Here is a 19,333-nt window from a genome sequence, read left to right as displayed (position 1 = left end):
AAGAAAAACCGCTACTGCCTGTTTAGGCAATAACGGTTTCATATAATCCTTAATTTCCTATATGTTGACATCAGGCTTCTTCAAATTTCTTGAAAACGAGCGTGGCGTTATGTCCTCCGAAACCAAGGGAATTGCTGAGCGCCGCCCGAACTGTTTTTTGTTTAGCCTGATTAACAGCATAATCCAAGTCACAGTCAGGATCAGGTGTTTCATAATTAATTGTCGGAGGAATTATATTTTCTTTCACTGCTAAAATGGTGAAAATGGCTTCAACTCCTCCTGCTGCTCCAAGGAGATGACCTGTCATCGATTTTGTCGAGCTGACGGTTAATTGATAAGCATGGCTGCCAAAAACTTCTTTAATCGCCGATGTTTCAAATTTATCATTATATTCGGTGCTTGTTCCATGGGCATTAATATAATCGATATCTTCCGGTTTTAAGCCTGCATCTTGAATTGCCATTTTCATTGCACGTGCTCCGCCTTCTCCGCCAGGAGCCGGTTGTGTAATGTGATAGGCATCGCCTGTTGATCCATAGCCGACGATTTCTGCATAAATGTTTGCTCCTCGTTTTAAAGCATGTTCCAGCTCTTCAAGAACAAGTATTCCTGCACCTTCTCCCATGACAAAGCCATCGCGGTTTTTGTCAAAAGGACGGCTAGCAGTTTTCGGATCAGGATTTGTCGACAACGCTTTTGCTGCACTGAAACCTGCAAAAGCCATCTTGGTCAGCGGCGCTTCTGTTCCGCCCGTAATCATCACATCGGCATCGCCACGTTGAATTACTTTAAAGGCATCGCCGATTGAATTTGATCCTGTTGCACAGGCAGTGACTGTACATGAATTTGGACCTTTCGCGCCGATCGCTATGGACACCTGTCCGGCTGCCATATCAGGAATCATCATCGGAACAAAGAAAGGACTTACACGTCTCGGACCTTTTTCCAGAAAAGTTTCGAATTGCTGTTCATACGTCTCCATTCCGCCTATGCCTGAACCGATCCAAACGCCTACCCGTTCGCGGTTTTCATTATTTATTTTTAAACCTGAATCTTCAAGCGCCATCAACGAGGCGGCTAATGCAAATTGTGTGAAGCGGTCCATTTTCCTCGCTTCTTTCCGATCCATAAAATCTTCAGGTTTAAAATCGTTTATTTCGGCGGAAACTTTGACAGGAAATATGTCTTTATCGACTCTCGTCAATTCTCCAATGCCTGATACACCTTTCAAAGCATTTTCCCAGCTTGTTTTCGCATCCAATCCAATCGGTGTCACAGCACCGATGCCTGTTACAACTACTCTACGTTTTTCCATATCATTACACCTCGCCTTTTTCGGTTTGTATGACGGAAAAAAAGCATTTTTATTTTTGATTGAATGATTTTACTGTCCCCATCTTAATGCAATGGCTCCCCATGTTAAACCTCCGCCGAAGCCGACCATCACAATAAGATCACCATCTTTTATTTTACCAGCTTTTACTTCTTCGTATAAAGAAATTGGTATTGATGCTGCGGAAGTATTCCCGTACTTGTGAATCGTCTTGGACATTTTCTCCTCCGGCAATTCAAGCCGTTGTCTGGCGGCTTCCATAATGCGGATATTTGCTTGATGCGGAATGAGAAAGTCAACATCTTCTTTCGTTAATCCCGCTTTTTCCAATACATTAATGCTTGATTCTCCCATCTGCCGCACAGCAAATTTAAATACTTCACGCCCGTTCATCACAATATGGCCTTTTTCATATAAATGCTTGCCGCCGCTTCCGTCCGCTCCTAGCTCAAATGAGAGAATCCCTCTGTCATCACTTACCTCTCCTAAAACAACCGCCCCGGCACCATCCCCAAATAAAACACCTGTTGAACGGTCATTCCAATCCGTAATTTTCGAAAGCTTTTCGGCTCCAACGACAAGAATTTTTTTATAAGCTCCTGTTTGTATAAACTGCTCTGCCGTTGCCATCGCATAAATAAAACCTGAACATGCGGCGCTTATGTCCAAAGCAGCAGCCCGTTTTGCACCAAGTCTTTCCTGCAGAACACAGGCAACTGATGGAAAGGATTGATCAGGTGTTGCGGTCGCAACTATAATCATATCGATTTCTTCCGGGGAAATTTTTGCATCTTCAATGGCCTCTAATGCCGCTCTTGCGCCCAAATCCGATGTTTTCATATCATCTGAAGCAATTCTCCGCTCTTCAATGCCGGTTCTTGTTCGAATCCATTCATCAGACGTATCCATGATTTTTTCTAAATCATAGTTAGTCACAACTTTTTCCGGTATATAACGGCCTATCCCGATGATCCCAGCTCTCATCAAGAACATCTCCTTCACAAAAAATTATTATCAAATGTTATGACTTGGTACTAATTTTATATTATTTTTCTACTTATAGCAATATGCTTCATAACAGTTAACTACAGGTTTTCTTGTTTTTGACTGATAGATTGAGCTAATCGTCTATTCCTTACTCAGTTTTGTTTCATAAAATAGGATGAAAAGGAAAAAAGAACGGAAGGTGAAACGGGAATGAGTGATGAAAACGTAAACGAGCGGCAGGAAGATGAAAAAGAGAAAGCAGAAGCACCAGAACCCGATTTTTTTACCCAATTTATGTTCGGCCGGCAGCTTCCGGTTCATTCCGAAAAAACTTCCGAAAAAAACGAGCAAAACGAGCAATCAGACTATCAAAAAATTTTTGAGCAAGTCGATGATATTGTGACAAAATTATCTGAGCTGAAGCCAATTATTAAAGAAATAAAGCCGTTCGTCAATCAAATTAAAAAACTATTTAAAAATTAAGGGGATGAATTCAACCATCCCCCAAAATTTTTATTTTATTTATCTCACCATAGCATTATTCGTTAGGCAATTTCCCTGTTTTCTTATATTCTTCCACATATTTTAAAACTTTATTTTTAAATTCTTTATCTACTAGAGGGCTGAACTTCCCTAAATCAATCACACCATCTTGAAAATCAAAATATAAATTCCCGCTTTCCAGTTCGCCTTTTATAAATTTTTTTGCGACTAATAAATACAACTCATCCACATGCTGTACTGTGCTTGTTAAAACCATTTGTTCGCCCAAATCACTTTGATCTGAAACAAAGCCAATTGAATATATTCCTTTTTCCTTCACTTTTTCGATCACTGGCACGTTGTATCTGTCGCCTGCCGGATAAACAACATCTACATTTTCTGCGACAAGCTTATCGAGCTTCTCAAGCGCCAAGTCAATATGATCAAACCCTTGGACATATTCAATGTGAATGGTTACGTTTGGATTTTCAAATTGCGCCCCTTGATAAAACCCCTCCACTTCAGGCTGCCACTCAAAAGCGGCAATAATTCCGATTTCGTTTGTTTTTGTCATATGTGCTGCCACCATTCCTGCGAAAAAGCCCATGGCATGCGCCTCAAAATTTAAACTTGTGGCATTCGGGCCTTTTGCATCACCATTAAAAAAAACGAAATGAATATCTGGATATAGATCCAGCAAATCTCTAAAAAAACCCTCATATTCGTGACCGTGCCCGATAATTAAATTAACTCCCTTTCCGTGAAATTCTTCGACCGCCTCCCTCACCGCCGCTTCGGAATTCATTCCTTCTTTATAAAAAACATCTACATTCAGCTCAGACTGAATTTTTAACAGCCCTTTATACCCTTTTGTCCCCCAAACTTGATCATTAATCGTTTCAGGAACGAGCAAACCCACCTTTTTCAGTTTTCCTTTTTCTGATGCTTGTCCGCAGCCAACGAGAAATAATAAAATAAAAATGATCACAAACATTTTTTTATACATACCAAGCAACTCCTTTAAACCAGTGAACTGCATCATCATTGAAATGGTGAGGTTTCTCAATAATCGAAATGATTACATATCGATCTCAGCTAAGTTCAAAACGATCTTTTGAATTTACGGTCAATTTGATTGTCACGAAATATAGCTTATGAGGCGTTTCTCTAGGAAGCTTCCTCTTTAACACGATGTATATTTAGTACTAAAATTTTCACGTTTCACTTCATTCCTCTTTTATTTTGCTATACGCCGTCAATGAAGTAAAGAAATTTTATATTTAGGTATAAAGTCTGCGTGTATTGTGCAGGAAAAAATCTTTTAATTCTTGCAAACTCTTTTCAATGTTTTCGACCGTCTTTGGAACAACTAAATGATGTTCGCTTTTCGATATAGGCTTGTAAATGTAATGAAAAATGTCAAAAAAGCTCATCACCTTCTTGATGCGCTCTTTGTCGTCGGAAATCAAGTAAATTGTTTTTTTCGCAAACAAATCTTCGTCAAATTCTGTTAACACCGGAACTATTTCATCAATATGAAGAATGTCGCGAATGACAATTTTTTCATTCGCATTCGTCTTGGAACGGCTGATGCCTGTACATTCCAACAAACTGTTCGAAATCCAATGGCCTAGCGGCTGCCAAGGTCCGAAAACGGTTGGAAGATAAACAAATAAATAAGGGAAAGTCCATTTTTGTCCTATTTGCTGCATCCAGCTGTCAATTTCTTCATCCCTATCTTCCTGCGGATTTTCTCCTTCAAGAGAAAATATAAAAATAATCGGAGTCTGCTTGAGGGATGCGATTTCGACCGTTTTTTCCAATCGGTGTTTTTCAGCTTCATCGTCTATCGGTTGATGATCTGTTTGACAATAATAAATCAAATCATATTGCTTTTTGGAAGCATCCTCTATCCAGCTGTCTTCTTCCAATAAATGAAAATGTGCGTTCCGCCCGAGCCACATCATTTCTTCTTCGCATATTTTTTTTTGCAACGGATTTTTAGGAACGATTACCACTCCATCGACTAGTAATCCTTCCTCTACCAGTTTTGAACATATATGAAAGCCTTCAAATTGATGAACCCCAACAATTAAAATATGTTTACACTGCTTTAAGGCAGTTGACATTTTGAAAACCTCCTTTATGAAAAAACTATTATTGTATCGTATGCGAAAAAAGAAGAGATTAGTCCAATGCCCTTTTCAAACAAAAAGGGGGCAGCCTGCTCACTTATTGAGCATTTTCGCCCAGTCCTCAATTCCTTTTCTATAAGATTCTTTCATGCTCTTTGTAAAAACTTCTTATCATATCATGGATCCGATTTATATTTTCCTGGAAATAAAATGTGAATTGAATTGGAGCTTTCAGCTGCTTTCTCCATTCCTCATATTTTTTTCCATGAATTTTATAGGAATAGCTTCCCCCGTTCATTTTCTGCCAGATGCCTACAGGTATTTTTGATACAAAGTCTTGTATACGGACAAAGGGATAATGGGTGACAGCTTTTTCATCTAATTGGTAAGCTTTTGATAGTTCTTTTATCATTTGTTTGTAAAAAAATTTATTCTTTTTCTCTTCCGCTATTTGGGCTTTTATGTCCAAACAAGGATTGATCATCACCGATGAACGGATGGAATTTGGCATCTCTTCCATCAACTGCAGCGCAACGAGTGCTCCTATACCTTCAGACAGTATATGGATTTTTTTATTTAAAATTTCTTGTTTCATGACAAGATGATAAAGCTGTTTTGCCAACAAAACGGCGTGAGAGCTGCCCCAATGGCGTCCGTAAAGATTGGAATGAAACAATGTATATCCGCAGCTTTTTAACGTATTGATCAGCTGACGCCGCCCGTAATGCTCCAACCAGTAGCTTGAACCATTTTCAACAAAATGGGTTCGATCGCCAATGATCAAGATGCCGAATCCGTTCGGCTTTTCCGGAAGATGAATGACATTCCACTCGTTTTCAATTTGAAAAAATCTTTCCGAAACACCTTCCATTTGCCCACCACCTTTCCATCGATGACCTTTTATAATGTATGTACGAAATGTCAAAAAGGCTCGCAAAAAAATCGCGAAACAACCGTTTTCATGAAAAATGTTGTATGATAATATAAGTAAAGACAGGAATAAACGAGGTGAAGATAATGAGATATTTCGCAACATTTTTTTGGACGTTTTTGCTTGTCAACATGGCCAGCTATGTTGTTTCTTCCATGACAGGCTCTGCATTCCATTTTTCAACAGCAATTATAATCTCTGTTGTTTTTACCGTACTTCTCTTTATAATTGGGGAGTTAATTCCGGCTGAACCTTCAGAAGAGCATTAAGAATTTGTCGAAATTGGCGAATTGCCAATTTCTTTTTATTTAAAACGAAAATCAGCGATTAGATGCCTGCTGCTATCGGCGAAGCCTCACTTGTTACGCCATAATATAGACAAATTCAAAAAAAGGGGATAGTCTAATAAGTCATTTTTGGGCTTAAGACATCCCCTGTGATTTTTTGTTTTCAATGGAGATTTGTCTTTGGACAGACCCTTACCAGTTAACATATACGTCAGTATAATTAAGATTTCAGCCTAGCAAATTTACATGAAGCTGTTACGTATACGTCAGCACAACTAAGATTGGCGGAAAAACTTATAAATCACTACACTTTTCCAATTATAGTTTTCTAGTCTTTTAGGCAGAATCAGGCTTGCTTAGCTGTGCAATCTCCCCATGAAACTAGCCTGATAGGAATCTCGCCCTGTTTTTAGTCTCCGAATCAGATTCCCCGCCGCCAGGACACAGTTTCCTATGTCTACATGGTCCGCACAAAAAAAAGAACCCTCCTCGATTGAGAAGGGTTTTAATATCCATTTATAGCTATTCTAATTTTGCTGCTCCGCTCTTCTCATGAGCATGCAAATCCGTTTTTATAACAATTTCTTCATTTTCTACCCCTAACAGAACTTGGTCACGATCATGAACGGTTCCAGCAATAACCGCTTTCGCAAGTTTTGTCTCTACATGCTTTTGAATAAACCGTTTCAGCGGCCGTGCGCCAAATACAGGATCAAATCCTCTTTTTGCAATGAATTCCTTCGCTTCATCTGTAATCTTTAGTGTAAGTTGTTTATGGGATAGGCGCGCTTGAAGCTCTTTTAAAAGTTTTTCTACTATTCCTTTTACTTCGTTCATTGTTAAAGGCTTGAACAGGATCGTGTCATCAATCCGGTTTAAAAATTCTGGCCGGAAATGCATGGAGAGCTCATCAAGAACTTTCTTTTTCGCTTCGTCTGTTATTTCCCCCTCATCATTTAAACCGGAGAGCAAATGCTGAGAACCGATGTTGGATGTCATAATGATCACTGTATTTTTAAAATCAACTGTTCTTCCTTTCGAATCGGTCACCCTGCCGTCATCAAGCATTTGCAGCAATATGTTAAACACTTCTGGGTGAGCCTTTTCGATTTCGTCCAGTAATATAACCGAGTACGGATGTCTCCGAACTTTTTCCGTCAGCTGTCCTCCTTCTTCATATCCGACATAACCCGGAGGTGCGCCGATCAGCCTTGAGACAGAATGTTTTTCCATATACTCCGACATATCAATGCGGACTATTTCGTCCTCGCTGTCAAAAAGCGCTTCTGCCAATGCTTTCGCCAGCTCCGTTTTCCCGACCCCTGTCGGACCTAAAAAGAGGAAGGAGCCGATCGGCCTGTTCGGATCTTTTATGCCTGCCCGCGCACGCAAAACTGCATCCGATACTAATTCAACTGCATCGTCTTGCCCGATGACCCTTTCTTTTAATATTTGTTCAAGCTTCAGAAGCTTTTCTCTTTCCCCTTGTACAAGCTTTGCTACCGGAATGCCAGTCCATCTTGACACAATACCGGCAATTTCCTCTTCTGTTACTTCCTCGCGAAGCATCTTGTTTTCCTCTTTCTGCTTCATTTCTTCTTCCAGCTGTTTGATTTGTTTTTCCAGCGCCGGAATTTTTCCATGGCGCAGCTCAGCCGCTTTGTTTAAATCGTATTCATTTTCAGCATCAGCTAAATCTCTGCGTGCTTTTTCCAGCTCTTCCCTCAAGCTTCTAAGCTGTTGAATACCTTCGACTTCAAGCTGCCATTTCGCCTTCATTTCATTTGCTTTCTCTTTTAAATTTGCAAGTTCCTTTTGCAACTCTTCCAATCTGATTCGGCTGATGTCATCCGTTTCTTTTTTCAATGCAGCCTCTTCAATTTCAAGCTGCATAATCCTTCTCGTCACTTCATCAAGTTCTGTCGGCATTGAATCTATTTCCGTGCGGATCATCGCGCATGCTTCATCGATTAAATCAATCGCTTTATCAGGCAGGAAGCGTTCTGTAATATAGCGGTGCGAGAGCTCACTCGCAGCTACAATCGCCGAATCATGAATTTTGACTCCATGATGGATTTCAAACCGTTCTTTTAGTCCTCGTAAAATAGAAATCGTGTCTTCCACAGACGGTTCGCTCACAAGCACCTGTTGAAAACGCCGCTCAAGCGCCGGATCTTTTTCAATATACTTGCGATGTTCATCAAGTGTCGTTGCTCCTATGCAGTGCAGCTCACCTCTCGCAAGCATCGGCTTTAACATGTTGCCGGCATCCATCGCTCCTTCTGTTTTGCCGGCCCCGACTATTGTGTGCAATTCATCAATAAATAAAATAATCCGTCCATCGCTCTTTTTAATTTCTTGCAAAACAGCTTTTAATCTTTCTTCAAATTCTCCGCGAAACTTGGCTCCCGCAATGAGCGAGCTCATATCTAAAGCAAATATTGTTTTATCTTTTAATCCCTCCGGTACATCTTTTCGTACAATCCGATGGGCTAATCCTTCCACGATCGCTGTTTTTCCAACCCCTGGTTCACCGATTAACACCGGGTTGTTTTTCGTTTTTCTTGATAAAATTCGGATCACGCGCCGAATTTCTTGATCACGGCCAATGACAGGGTCAATTTTTCCTTCTTTCACCTCTTTAACTAAATCACGGCCGTATTTCTCCAATACTTCATAAGTGCTTTCTGGATTAGGTGATGTCACCCGAGCATTCCCCCTTATTTCCTTTAACACTTTCAATATGGCAGCTTTTGTTAAGTGATATTGCTGAAAAAGCTCTCTCACTTCTTTTGAGCTCGATTCGGTAAATGCCAATATAATATGTTCAACTGATAAATAATCATCTTGAAAATCTTTCCTTATTTCGTCCGCTTTTGCAAAAGCTTCTGAAAGAGTACGGGAAATATAAATACTTACCTCACCGTTTCCGTGAACAGATATTTTCGGCTTTTTTTGTAAATACTCGTTGATCGCTGACTCAATTTGTTGTACAGGACATTTAAGCTTTTCTAAAATTCTTGGAAAAATCCCGTCAGACTGCCGCAGAAAAGCAAGTAAAATATGAAATTCATCCACTTCTTGATGTTCATGTTCTTTTGCGATTTTTTGAGCTTCTACCAGACCTTTTTGCAGCTTCTCCGTGAATAGATTTACATCCATACCGAAACGCCCCTATTTTGACTTTTTTTGACCTTTAATTTTATTATAACTTCTTTATAAATCAAGTAAAGCCATTCGTTTTCCGAATGGCTTAGCGTTGTTCGAAATATTACGGCTTGCGCTTATAGGTCCAAACCCGATTATGGTTGGATGTTTCGGGGAATCGATCTCCTGCTTTGAGTTCAACCTTTTTGGGATCGACCACCATCGATCCGGTCTCGCCGACTTCGATGTAAATTCCGTTGTTAGGTGCTTTTTGACCAGGCCTGAATTGACGATTTTGACCCATGAATCATCCCTCCTTGGACATTATTGTTGGCTATCAGAAGATTTTTCATGTATAGACAGAAACACCTTTGATAATTTTCATTATGTGATGTACTTCGAAACTTTACTCAACGCCCAAAATCGAACTCACTGCATATGGCATCCTTTTGAAAAAATCGTTTAAGCGTTCAAGCACCGAATGCTGGATCAAAAGCTCTTTTTACTGTTTCTGCGAGAATCATTATTTACAATTATTCCCAAAATTGTCTCACCTGTCGTTCTTTTTTGTCTGGATATATATGCAGTAGAGTAAAACCTTTCGCCCCGGTTTCAAAAGAAAAAAGCAGGAGATCATCCTGCTTTATCAACGAAAGATCTTGTTAAGCCATAATTTCTTTTAAAATTGCTTTTTGCGCATGAAGGCGGTTTTCGGCCTGCAAAAATACCGCTGATTGGCTTCCGTCCATCACTTCATCTGTCACTTCCAAACCGCGCGCAGCCGGCAGGCAGTGAAGGAAGCTTGCATCTCGTTTTGCTTTTGCCAGCAAGGATTGATTTACTTGAAACGGTTTAAATGCTTTCATTCTTGCTTCTGTTTCTTCTTCCTGCCCCATGCTGACCCAAACGTCCGTATAAATAATATCAGCATCCTGAACCGCTTCGTCTGGATTATGAATTAATTCGACTTTCCCGCCCGTTTCGCCAGCAATTTCTTTCGCCTGTTTCAAAATGATTTCATTTGGCTCATAGCCTTCTGGGGCTGCGATCGTAAAATGAGCGCCAACTTTTGCGCAGCCAACCATAAGGGAGTGGGCTACATTGTTGCCGTCGCCAACATAAACGACTTTTACGCCTGAAAATTTGCCTTTCAGCTCATAAATTGTCAATAAATCAGCTAACGCTTGGCAAGGATGGTACAAGTCGCACAAACCATTGATGACAGGGACAGTTGCATATTCGGCAAGCTCTTTGACCCGATTGTGGTCAGTTGTGCGGAGAAGAATGGCATCCACATATCGCGACAATACTCTCGCTGTATCAGCGATTGTCTCACCGCGCCCGAGCTGAAGCTCTTTTGAAGAAAGGGCAAGCGCATGTCCCCCTAATTGCAGCATTCCTACTTCAAAGGAGACACGAGTTCGAGTGGATGATTTTTCGAAAATCATCGCCAGCGTTTTCCCATGAAGGACGTTTGATAGCGGATTTTGCTTTAATTTCAATGCTTCCTCGAGCAAATATTGAATTTCTTCTGATGTAAAATCAAGCAGCTTTAAAACGTTACGACCTTTAAGTGTGCTCATAAACTCATTTCGACTCCTTTTTCTGACAGTTCATGTAAAGAAATAGGCGTGTATTTGCTAACTGTTAGTGCACTTAAAAATGCCTGAAATGATGCTTCTTCCGTCAATACCATAATTCCTCGTTCAAGCGCTTTTTGTCGTCTTGCCTTTGCCTGATCGTTTTCTTCCGGATTATAATAAAGCACCGCTTCTTTTTTCTCAAGCCAACTTTCAAAATTATCCGTTACCGGTTTTATATAATCGAGTACATCATCTTTCTTATCTCCATCCACAAAAATACCGTCCGAATGAATTGGAAATAAATGATCGAATACCTTCCGCATCGCTTCCTCCACAGATTTGCCGACACACATTCCTTCGCCCGTCGATTTCATTTCCGGACCTAGTTTCATATCGACATCTGAATGGGCGTGCGTTGAAAATACCGGATATTTAATAGCCACATATTCATGGGCTGCTATTTGAGGATGTAAGTCAGTTAACATTTTTCCGGTTAAAATGGTTGTCGCAAGATCTACTAACGGCACTCCGGCAACTTTGCTGACGATCGGCACAGTCCGGCTCGCACGCGGATTCACTTCCAGCACATAAACGTCCTGACCATCAATTAAAAATTGAATGTTCATAATGCCTTTATATTGCAAATGTTGAACCATTCTTTCCGCATAGTCGGTCATTTTTTCTTTTATTTCTTTTGACAACGACACAGCTGGAAAAATCGCATAACTATCGCCAGAATGAACACCAGCGGGCTCGATATGCTCCATAAATCCCGGAATAAACACATTTTTCCCGTCAGCTATTAAATCAACCTCCGCTTCCTGACCAAAAAGGAATTCATCTAAAAGAAGAGGAAAATGATTTTCGTCCGTCTGCTCCACTAACGAAAGCAGCTCTTCTTGATTTTTTACCTTCACCATGCCTTTTCCGCCAATAACATATGAAGGTCTTAACAGGATCGGATACCGCAGCTTTTTCGCTTCCGATATCGCCTCCTCTTTTGTATGTGCCATTGCTCCTTGAATGTGCGGGATATTCGTTTCGTCTAATAGCTGATAAAATCTTTCTCGATCCTCCAATATGTCCAGAAGCTCAGAAGTTGTACCAAGCAGCTTCACGCCTGCTTTTTCAAGCTTCTCCGCTAAGTTGATCGCCGTCTGGCCGCCAAATTGGACGAGCGTTACGTCAATGTTTTCATTTTCAACAACATTTAATATATGTTCTACTGTTAACGGCTCAAAATATAATCGATCCGCTGTTTCATAATCAGTGCTGACCGTCTCAGGATTATTGTTGATCATGATCGCGTCATATCCAAGCTTTTGCAATGTTTGAATGCAGTGAACAGCACTGTAGTCAAACTCAACTCCCTGTCCGATGCGAATCGGGCCGGAACCAATGACAAGCGCCTTCTTCTTTCCGCTTGTGGAGACAGCTTCGTTTTCACCGAAAACGTACGTAGAATAGAAATAATTTGTTCTCGCTTCAAATTCTGCGGCACATGTATCAACCATTTTGAATATGGCTTTAATCCCCCACTCTTTGCGGAGCTTTCGGATTTCTTTTTCTTCTGTCTTTTGCCAATATGAAATCGAACGGTCGGAAAAGCCGAAAAATTTCAGTTCTTTTAAAAGGCTTGGAGACAGCTTTTCTTTTTTCGCTTTTCCTTCAAGTTCAATTAGATGGTTGAAAACATGCAAGAAATAATAGTCAATTTTTGTCTGGCTGTGAAGCTCATTTATAGAAACTCCTCTTCTTAACAGCTCCATTAAGATGAAAAAGCGTTCATCATCTGCATGCTGGAGGCGGTTAATAAGAGCTGACGTATCTTCTTTCACAAGCTTAGGCAAATAAATGCCGATATTATTTAATTCCAACGATTCCGCAGCTTTTTGCAGAGCGGCTTCCATCGTCCGTTCGATCGCCATCACTTCGCCGGTTGCTTTCATCTTTGTTCCAAGCTTCCGATCTGCTTTTGTAAATTTATCAAACGGCCAGCGCGGAAATTTGACAACTACATAGTCAAGTGCAGGTTCAAAGCTGGCATATGTCGACATCGTTAACGGGTTCTTCAGCTCCGCTAATGAGTAGCCAACAGCTAGCTTTGCAGCCATTCTGGCAATTGGGTAACCGGTCGCTTTCGAAGCAAGTGCGGAAGAGCGACTTACCCTAGGGTTGACCTCAATCACGTAATATTGCTTGCTTTCAGGGTCAAGTGCAAACTGAATATTGCAGCCCCCGACCACCTTTAATGCATCGATGATTTTCAAAGCCGCCTGCCGGAGCATTTGATATTCTTCATCTGTTAATGTTTGAGATGGGGCAACAACGATCGAATCCCCGGTATGAATTCCGACTGGATCAATGTTTTCCATATTGCAGACGGTAATACAAGTACCTTTTGCATCGCGCATCACTTCATATTCGATTTCCTTAAATCCGGCAATGCTTCTTTCCACAAGCACTTGATTGATTGGGCTCATTTTAAGTCCATTTGTGACAATGGAAATAAACTCTTCTCGGTTGTAGGCGATGCCTCCGCCTTTGCCGCCAAGCGTATAAGCCGGACGAATGATAATCGGAAAACCAATTTCATCAGCAAATTGAAGGGCGGACGGAACATCCTCCACAATTTTGCTTTCCGGGATCGGCTCGTTCAAATCAATCATCAGCTTTCGAAACAGCTCCCGGTCCTCCCCTTTTTGAATCGATTCGATCGAGGTTCCGAGCAGTTTCAAGCCGTATTTTTGCAAAATCCCTGCCTGATCAAGCTCCACAGCTAGATTTAAAGCCGTCTGCCCCCCCAATGTTGCCAAAAGGCCGTCTGGACGTTCTTTTGCAATTATTTTTTCAATGCTTTCCACCGTAAGCGGCTCTGAATAGACCGCATCGGCAATTTTCGTATCGGTCATAATCGTTGCAGGATTGTTGTTAACAAGTACAACTTCAAATCCTTCTTCTTTTAACGCCAAGCATCCCTGTGTCCCAGAATAGTCAAATTCCGCCGCTTGGCCGATAATGATCGGACCTGAACCGATCACTAGTATTTTGTTTAATGATGTATCTTTAGGCATAGACTTTTTCTCTCCCTGCTGCTACATATGTGTCTAAAAATTCATCAAAAATAAAACTAGCATCTTCCGGTCCTGGATGGGCTTCCGGATGAAATTGAACAGACATGACTTTCAATTTTTCATGCTCAAGCCCTTCAACTGAGCCGTCATTGACATTTGTATATCGCAATTTAAGAGGTGTTTTTTCCAAGCTTTTTTTATCCACCACATAGCTGTGGTTTTGTGATGTAATAAATACGTTTCCTGTTTTTTGATCAATTACCGGATGGTTTGCTCCGCGGTGCCCGAATCTGAGCTTTGTTGTATTCCCGCCAAACGACAGGGCAATCAGCTGATTCCCTAAACAAATCCCGAGCGTCGGATATTGCTTCATCAATTGGTTTAATGTAGAAAAATAATTTTTCATTTGCTTTGGATCGCCCGGTCCGTTCGACAGCACGATGCCATGCGGCTTGATTTCAAACACTTTTTCCATTTGATGAAACGGAACGACTGAAACTTTACAGCCTCTTTTCAGCAAAGAATTCAAAATCGATTTTTTAAATCCAAAATCAATTAACGCAATGTGTGTCGCACCATTGCCAAACGTTTCGATTTCGCTTGCAGAAACGTCGCGAATCGGAAAATCGGAGAGCTTATCCTGAGAGTCGTATTGTTTGTCTTTTGAAATGACCGCATGCAATGTCCCTTTTGATCGGATTTGTTTGACAACAGCTCTCGTGTCAACATTTGTTAAATAAGGAATATTCCATTTTTGTAAATAGTCTTTTAATGAACGGTTCGCTTTATAATGGGAATAGTGTTCAGTCAGCTGAAAAAGGATGACCCCTTTCACCTGCGGCTTTTTGCTTTCAAAATCTTGATCATTGATGCCGTAATTGCCGATAAGCGGATACGTAAAAACGACGATTTGATCTTTGTAGGAAGGATCTGTCAACACCTCTTGATATCCTGTCATTCCTGTATAAAAAACGAGTTCCCCTTTAACAGGAGACACGATTTCATCCATCTTGCCTTCAAAAACTGTTCCATCTTCTAATACAAGATAACCTTGCATATTGAACACCTCTTTGATGTATATTTATACAACAATTTGCAAGAAAATTCTCCTCTTTTAGGAAGAGAAGATTTTTTCTTTTTTCAAAACAGAAGCAATAATGCCCAGTCCTAAATCAATTTCTTCATTCGAAACAGTGAGCGGAGGAAGAAGCCGTAACACATTGGATCCAGCTGAAAGTGCTAGAAGTCCTTCTTCTCTTAAAGAAGCAAGCACTTTATTGACCTCAATATCCAGCTCAATTCCAAGCAGCAATCCTTTACCCCGCACTTTTTTTACAGTAGGCACATCTCTCAAGAGTTCTGATAGACCTTCGAACAGCCGCTGGCCTTTTTCCTGAACGCTTTGCAAAAAGCTTGGCTGAAAAACAGTTTCCAAAGTTGCTTTCGCAGCTGCCATAGCCAAATAATTCCCGCCGAACGTTGAACCGTGTGTTCCCGGTGAAAAACTTTCGATCAATTCTTGTTTTCCGATCATGGCTCCGACAGGAAATCCGCTTCCCAATCCTTTGGCGACAGTGATAATATCCGGAGAAATGCCGTAATGCTGGTAGCCGAATGCTTTTCCGGTGCGTCCGATTCCAGTTTGCACCTCATCGACGATGAATAATGCGCCGATCTCCCTGCACTTTTCTTCTACCGCCTGTAAAAATTCCTTCGTTGCAGGAATAACTCCTCCCTCGCCCTGAACCACTTCCAGCATAAAAGCAGCTATATCCTCATCATGAATGTTTTTCACCGCAGCTGCATCATTGTAAGGAAGATATTCGAACGTAGGAATGAGAGGACCGAACCCTTTATGTACTTTTTCTTGAGCAGTAGCCGTCATAGTCGCAAATGTTCTGCCGTGAAAAGACTGGTAAAATGTAATGATTTTATGTTTGCCGGTATGTTTTCTAGCCAGTTTAATGGCGGCTTCATTCGCTTCGGCGCCGCTGTTCGCAAAAAATACGGCATCTCCGCTTGAATGCTCCACCAATTGCTTGGCAACCTCTTCTTGAAGGGGGATATGAAAAAGATTAGAAGTATGCCATACCTTTTGCAGCTGTTCAGTGATGGCATCCGCCACTTGTTTCGGACAATGACCCAGGTTGCATACAGCAATTCCGGAAATAAAATCTAAATATTTTTTTCCGTTTGCATCATATGCATAGCTTCCTTCTGCTTTTTCAATCGCCACATCCCACTTCGCATAGGTTGGAAATAAATAACTCATTTGACCACGACCTCTCGTTTTTTCGTAATTTTCGTCCCGATCATTTTCCCTTCCTTAAAAATACGGTCGTTGCCGCTCACAATCATCACATGCTCAAGCTGATCAGAAAGCGCATCTAAAGCCGCCTGTACTTTCGGAATCATCCCGCCGTAAATAACCTTCTGTTCAATGAGTGTTTCGATCATCGTTTCCGTCGCTTCTTCAATAAGCTTGCCGTCATGTAAAATTCCCGGAACATTTGTCACAAACAGCAGCTGTTCCGCATTTATTTTTTCAGCAATTGCACTAGCAGCCAGATCTGCGTTGATATTTAATTTTTGCCCATCCGCCGTTATGCCGATCGGGGCAATGACTGGAACATAGTCAAGAATTAGCAGCGAACGCAATAGTTCATCATTAATCTGCTCGACTTTGCCGACAAAGCCAAGATTTTCTTCATCTAAAAATGACGAGACAATTAGCTGACCATCAGTGCCTGAAAGTCCGATCGCTTTCACATTTTTTTTTGTCAACAGAGCCGTAAGCTGTTTGTTAATTTTTCCTGAAAGAACCATTTCTGCAATTTCAAGCACTTCTTTTGTCGTTTTACGCATGCCGTTGTAAAACTCGCTTTTTACATTTAATTTTGTCAACATATTGTTAATGTCCGGTCCTCCACCGTGGACGATAATGACCCGTTTCGTAGTTAACAGTTCTTTTATGCTGTCTAAAAAGCTTTCTGACAGCTGTTCCAGCATGCTGCCGCCAAGCTTAATGACAACAATCGGTTTATCATGTCCGGTAACTTGCATTGATTTTGACATACTCATATGTTAAATCACATCCCCATGCTTTTCCTTGTGCTTCACCATTATTTAACATTACCTTGATTTCTACGATTTCCTGATCCAAATATTGGATCGCTTCTTGTTCCGAAAATGAAACTGGCAATCCGTTTTTAAATAATAAGATATGGCCGAGATACACTTCCATTTGATTCGGATCGAATTCCGCTCCGCTGTAGCCGGCGGCGCACAAGATTCTTCCCCAGTTCGCATCTTTTCCATATATTGCAGTTTTGACGAGGGAGGATCCGACAATCGTCTTGGCAATGATGTTCGCTTCCTGCTTTGATTTAGCCCCATTAACAGAAACTTCAATCAATTTTGTCGCACCTTCACCGTCTCTGGCAATTTGCTTTGCTAAATCTTCGCTTACTTTTCTCAACGCCTCTTTAAAAACAGGCCAATCTGGATGCTCTTCTGTCAGCATTGAGTGTTCAGCTTTTCCGTTTGCTAAAACAAGCACCATATCATTTGTTGATGTATCGCCGTCAACGGTTATTTGATTAAACGTTTCATCGATAACTTCTCGAAAAGCTTGCTGCAGCGATTTTTCATCGATATTCGCATCTGTCGTCAAAAACCCGAGCATTGTCGCCATGTTGGGATGAATCATCCCCGATCCTTTTGCTGCTCCGCCGATGGTCACCTGTTTTCCCTCGATTTCAAATTGATAGCAGGCAGTCTTTTCACACGTATCTGTTGTCAAAATAGCCTCGGCAAAGCTTTTGGCTCCTGCTGATGAACGTTCATATTCAATATTGTTGATCCCCTCTTGGACTTTTTCCATGTTTAAATATTCGCCAATTACTCCTGTTGAAGCGACAGCCACAAGATGATCTGCAATTCCAAGCTTTTCAGCCGTCCATTTCCGCATTGCGTATGCATCGCTTAAACCTTTTTCGCCTGTACAGGCATTGGCGTTGCCGCTGTTGACAATCACCGCTTGAATTTTGTTTTCCTTTGCAATGCTCTCTTTTGTCACAAAAATTGGGGCAGCTTGCACAACGTTTTGTGTGTAAACAGCTGCAGCTGTTGCTGAAACGTCACTATAAATGATGCCGATGTCTTTTTTATGAGTGTAGCGGATGTGCGCTTCATAGCCGCCTGCATAAAAGCCTTTCGGTGTTGTAATTGAACCGTTGTCTATTTTTCTTATTTTGGTTGTCACTTGAAGTCCTCCTTGATGTTATGGATATACTGGCAAAAAGTTTAGCCCTTCATTTTCTTGGAATCCTGACATAATGTTAAAATTTTGCACTGCCTGCCCTGCAGCGCCTTTCATCAAATTGTCAATGACAGATACGACTGTCAACCGACTTGTTCTTTGATCAAATGCAAGACCGATATCGCAATAATTCGAGCCGTACACTTCCTTTGTGCTTGGGAACGTTCCGTTTGTACGCACTCTCACAAATGGTGAATGTTTATAAAACGATTCATATAAATCTACTAATTTTGAAGTATTCCATTCTTCTAATAATTCAATATACATTGTCGCCATAATCCCTCTTGTCATCGGCACTAAGTGGGTGCTGAACGAAATGAAGCCGACTTTCTCGTCCCACTTATGAAGCTCCTGTTCAATTTCCGGTATATGCTGATGCTGATGTACTTTATAAATTTTGAAATTATCTTGTATTTCAACAAAGCTTGTGGCAAGTGACGCGTTTCGACCTGCACCTGAAACACCCGATTTTGCATCAACAATGATCGAGTTCTCTTTGACGATTTTTTCCCGCACAAGCGGTGCTAGGCCAAGCAAGGTTGCAGTTGGATAGCATCCAGGATTCGCCAAAATTTTAGCATTCTTAATATCCTCACGATACAGTTCTGTCAAGCCGTATACCGCTTCCTGCAAAAGCTTTTCAGGCGCTGGTGCTTTTTTATACCATTTTTCATAATCATCACTGTTTTTTAACCTTAAATCGCCTGATAAGTCGATGATTTTCAATTGATCGTCAAGCAATTCCGGCGTCAGTGAAGCCGATATCCCCGACGGCGTCGCAAGAAAAACAACATCATTTTCTTCTTTTATTTGATCCGGCTCTAACGGTTTTAGTTCATTTTCTTTTATATGGGATAAATGCGGATATTCGTCAATATAGCTCTTTTTTTCTGCTGAAGATGTATATAAATGAATGTTTTCGACATACCGATGATTGGCTAAAATTCGATAAAGTTCCACACCGCCATATCCTGTTGCCCCGATAATTCCTATATTCAACCTCAATCACCTTCAATTCATTCCGTTAAATTAGTTACCATTATAATACTGTA

General features: G+C 41.0%; 16 protein-coding genes. 2 read left to right on the top strand and 14 right to left on the bottom strand.

Annotation, left to right across the window (positions count from 1 at the left end; genetic code table 11):
* Positions 1 to 70 precede the first annotated feature (70 nt).
* Together fabF and NST97_RS18380 are read right to left on the bottom strand one after the other, a co-directional pair.
* Positions 71 to 1,315 carry a beta-ketoacyl-ACP synthase II gene (fabF, locus tag NST97_RS18385; RefSeq protein ID WP_063387007.1) on the bottom strand — a complete coding sequence of 415 codons (1,245 nt, stop codon included), beginning with the start codon at positions 1,313 to 1,315 and terminating at the stop codon, positions 71 to 73.
* A 69-nt stretch (positions 1,316 to 1,384) separates the two neighbouring features.
* Positions 1,385 to 2,317, bottom strand: a complete 933-nt coding sequence (locus tag NST97_RS18380) for a beta-ketoacyl-ACP synthase III (RefSeq protein WP_063387008.1) — start codon at positions 2,315 to 2,317, stop codon at positions 1,385 to 1,387.
* Between the two features lie 213 nt (positions 2,318 to 2,530).
* Here NST97_RS18380 and NST97_RS18375 point away from each other — a divergent pair, with 213 nt between their 5' ends.
* On the top strand, positions 2,531 to 2,803 hold the full coding sequence (locus NST97_RS18375) for a hypothetical protein (RefSeq protein ID WP_063387009.1): 273 nt from the start codon (positions 2,531 to 2,533) through the stop codon (positions 2,801 to 2,803).
* Positions 2,804 to 2,858: 55 nt separating this feature from the next.
* Here NST97_RS18375 and NST97_RS18370 read toward each other — a convergent pair whose 3' ends face one another.
* The 3 genes from NST97_RS18370 to NST97_RS18360 all read right to left on the bottom strand — a co-directional run bounded on the left by NST97_RS18370 (position 2,859) and on the right by NST97_RS18360 (position 5,809).
* Positions 2,859 to 3,809 carry a BMP family ABC transporter substrate-binding protein gene (locus NST97_RS18370; RefSeq protein WP_339199146.1) on the bottom strand — a complete coding sequence of 317 codons (951 nt, stop codon included), beginning with the start codon at positions 3,807 to 3,809 and terminating at the stop codon, positions 2,859 to 2,861.
* Between the two features lie 274 nt (positions 3,810 to 4,083).
* Positions 4,084 to 4,932 carry a hypothetical protein gene (locus tag NST97_RS18365; RefSeq protein WP_327873811.1) on the bottom strand — a complete coding sequence of 283 codons (849 nt, stop codon included), beginning with the start codon at positions 4,930 to 4,932 and terminating at the stop codon, positions 4,084 to 4,086.
* A 139-nt stretch (positions 4,933 to 5,071) separates the two neighbouring features.
* The gene (locus tag NST97_RS18360) at positions 5,072 to 5,809 is read right to left on the bottom strand and encodes a hypothetical protein (protein ID WP_311067038.1); all 738 of its coding nucleotides are present in this window, start codon (positions 5,807 to 5,809) and stop codon (positions 5,072 to 5,074) included.
* Between the two features lie 146 nt (positions 5,810 to 5,955).
* Here NST97_RS18360 and NST97_RS18355 point away from each other — a divergent pair, with 146 nt between their 5' ends.
* Complete coding sequence (locus tag NST97_RS18355) at positions 5,956 to 6,138, top strand: YjzD family protein (RefSeq protein ID WP_063387013.1); 183 nt, start codon at positions 5,956 to 5,958, stop codon at positions 6,136 to 6,138.
* 540 nt (positions 6,139 to 6,678) lie between these two features.
* On the opposite strand, the gene clpB is transcribed toward NST97_RS18355, so the two are convergent.
* The 9 genes from clpB to argC all read right to left on the bottom strand — a co-directional run bounded on the left by clpB (position 6,679) and on the right by argC (position 19,280).
* Positions 6,679 to 9,318 carry an ATP-dependent chaperone ClpB gene (clpB, locus tag NST97_RS18350; RefSeq protein ID WP_339199142.1) on the bottom strand — a complete coding sequence of 880 codons (2,640 nt, stop codon included), beginning with the start codon at positions 9,316 to 9,318 and terminating at the stop codon, positions 6,679 to 6,681.
* 109 nt (positions 9,319 to 9,427) lie between these two features.
* On the bottom strand, positions 9,428 to 9,607 hold the full coding sequence (locus NST97_RS18345; protein WP_063387015.1) for a YjzC family protein: 180 nt from the start codon (positions 9,605 to 9,607) through the stop codon (positions 9,428 to 9,430).
* Between the two features lie 358 nt (positions 9,608 to 9,965).
* A complete protein-coding gene (argF, locus tag NST97_RS18340; protein WP_339199139.1) occupies positions 9,966 to 10,886 on the bottom strand; it encodes an ornithine carbamoyltransferase in 921 nt (306 codons plus the stop codon).
* On the bottom strand, positions 10,883 to 13,960 hold the full coding sequence (locus NST97_RS18335) for a carbamoyl phosphate synthase large subunit (protein WP_339199136.1): 3,078 nt from the start codon (positions 13,958 to 13,960) through the stop codon (positions 10,883 to 10,885). The genes argF and NST97_RS18335 overlap by 4 nt, the downstream gene beginning before the upstream one ends.
* On the bottom strand, positions 13,953 to 15,017 hold the full coding sequence (locus NST97_RS18330) for a carbamoyl phosphate synthase small subunit (protein WP_063387018.1): 1,065 nt from the start codon (positions 15,015 to 15,017) through the stop codon (positions 13,953 to 13,955). The genes NST97_RS18335 and NST97_RS18330 overlap by 8 nt, the downstream gene beginning before the upstream one ends.
* 57 nt (positions 15,018 to 15,074) lie before the next feature.
* Entirely contained in the window at positions 15,075 to 16,232 is a 1,158-nt protein-coding gene (locus tag NST97_RS18325; RefSeq protein ID WP_144596632.1) for an acetylornithine transaminase, read from the bottom strand.
* On the bottom strand, positions 16,229 to 17,041 hold the full coding sequence (gene argB, locus NST97_RS18320) for an acetylglutamate kinase (RefSeq protein ID WP_341343548.1): 813 nt from the start codon (positions 17,039 to 17,041) through the stop codon (positions 16,229 to 16,231). Before argB ends, NST97_RS18325 begins: the two co-directional genes overlap by 4 nt.
* Positions 17,004 to 18,224 carry a bifunctional ornithine acetyltransferase/N-acetylglutamate synthase gene (gene argJ, locus NST97_RS18315; protein WP_063387020.1) on the bottom strand — a complete coding sequence of 407 codons (1,221 nt, stop codon included), beginning with the start codon at positions 18,222 to 18,224 and terminating at the stop codon, positions 17,004 to 17,006. Before argJ ends, argB begins: the two co-directional genes overlap by 38 nt.
* Positions 18,225 to 18,242: 18 nt before the next feature.
* Positions 18,243 to 19,280, bottom strand: coding sequence for an N-acetyl-gamma-glutamyl-phosphate reductase (argC, locus tag NST97_RS18310; RefSeq protein ID WP_341343547.1), 1,038 nt, complete (start codon positions 19,278 to 19,280; stop codon positions 18,243 to 18,245).
* Positions 19,281 to 19,333: the final 53 nt, after the last annotated feature.

It is taken from the genome of Aeribacillus sp. FSL K6-1305 (assembly GCF_038050115.1).
GTDB lineage: Bacteria > Bacillota > Bacilli > Bacillales > Aeribacillaceae > Aeribacillus > Aeribacillus composti.
Note: the sequence above shows the minus strand (reverse complement) of the source record. Positions and strands in the feature narration are given on the sequence as shown.

Excerpts from the sequence above, each read along its gene's own strand:
- fabF (WP_063387007.1), bottom strand. The coding sequence starts at position 1,315 with ATGGAAAAACGTAGAGTAGTTGTAACAGGCATCGGTGCTGTGACACCG.
- NST97_RS18380 (WP_063387008.1), bottom strand. The coding sequence starts at position 2,317 with ATGAGAGCTGGGATCATCGGGATAGGCCGTTATATACCGGAAAAAGTT.
- NST97_RS18375 (WP_063387009.1), top strand. The coding sequence starts at position 2,531 with ATGAGTGATGAAAACGTAAACGAGCGGCAGGAAGATGAAAAAGAGAAA.
- NST97_RS18370 (WP_339199146.1), bottom strand. The coding sequence starts at position 3,809 with ATGTATAAAAAAATGTTTGTGATCATTTTTATTTTATTATTTCTCGTT.
- NST97_RS18365 (WP_327873811.1), bottom strand. The coding sequence starts at position 4,932 with ATGTCAACTGCCTTAAAGCAGTGTAAACATATTTTAATTGTTGGGGTT.
- NST97_RS18360 (WP_311067038.1), bottom strand. The coding sequence starts at position 5,809 with ATGGAAGGTGTTTCGGAAAGATTTTTTCAAATTGAAAACGAGTGGAAT.
- NST97_RS18355 (WP_063387013.1), top strand. The coding sequence starts at position 5,956 with ATGAGATATTTCGCAACATTTTTTTGGACGTTTTTGCTTGTCAACATG.
- clpB (WP_339199142.1), bottom strand. The coding sequence starts at position 9,318 with ATGGATGTAAATCTATTCACGGAGAAGCTGCAAAAAGGTCTGGTAGAA.
- NST97_RS18345 (WP_063387015.1), bottom strand. The coding sequence starts at position 9,607 with ATGGGTCAAAATCGTCAATTCAGGCCTGGTCAAAAAGCACCTAACAAC.
- argF (WP_339199139.1), bottom strand. The coding sequence starts at position 10,886 with ATGAGCACACTTAAAGGTCGTAACGTTTTAAAGCTGCTTGATTTTACA.
- NST97_RS18335 (WP_339199136.1), bottom strand. The coding sequence starts at position 13,960 with ATGCCTAAAGATACATCATTAAACAAAATACTAGTGATCGGTTCAGGT.
- NST97_RS18330 (WP_063387018.1), bottom strand. The coding sequence starts at position 15,017 with ATGCAAGGTTATCTTGTATTAGAAGATGGAACAGTTTTTGAAGGCAAG.
- NST97_RS18325 (WP_144596632.1), bottom strand. The coding sequence starts at position 16,232 with ATGAGTTATTTATTTCCAACCTATGCGAAGTGGGATGTGGCGATTGAA.
- argB (WP_341343548.1), bottom strand. The coding sequence starts at position 17,041 with ATGAGTATGTCAAAATCAATGCAAGTTACCGGACATGATAAACCGATT.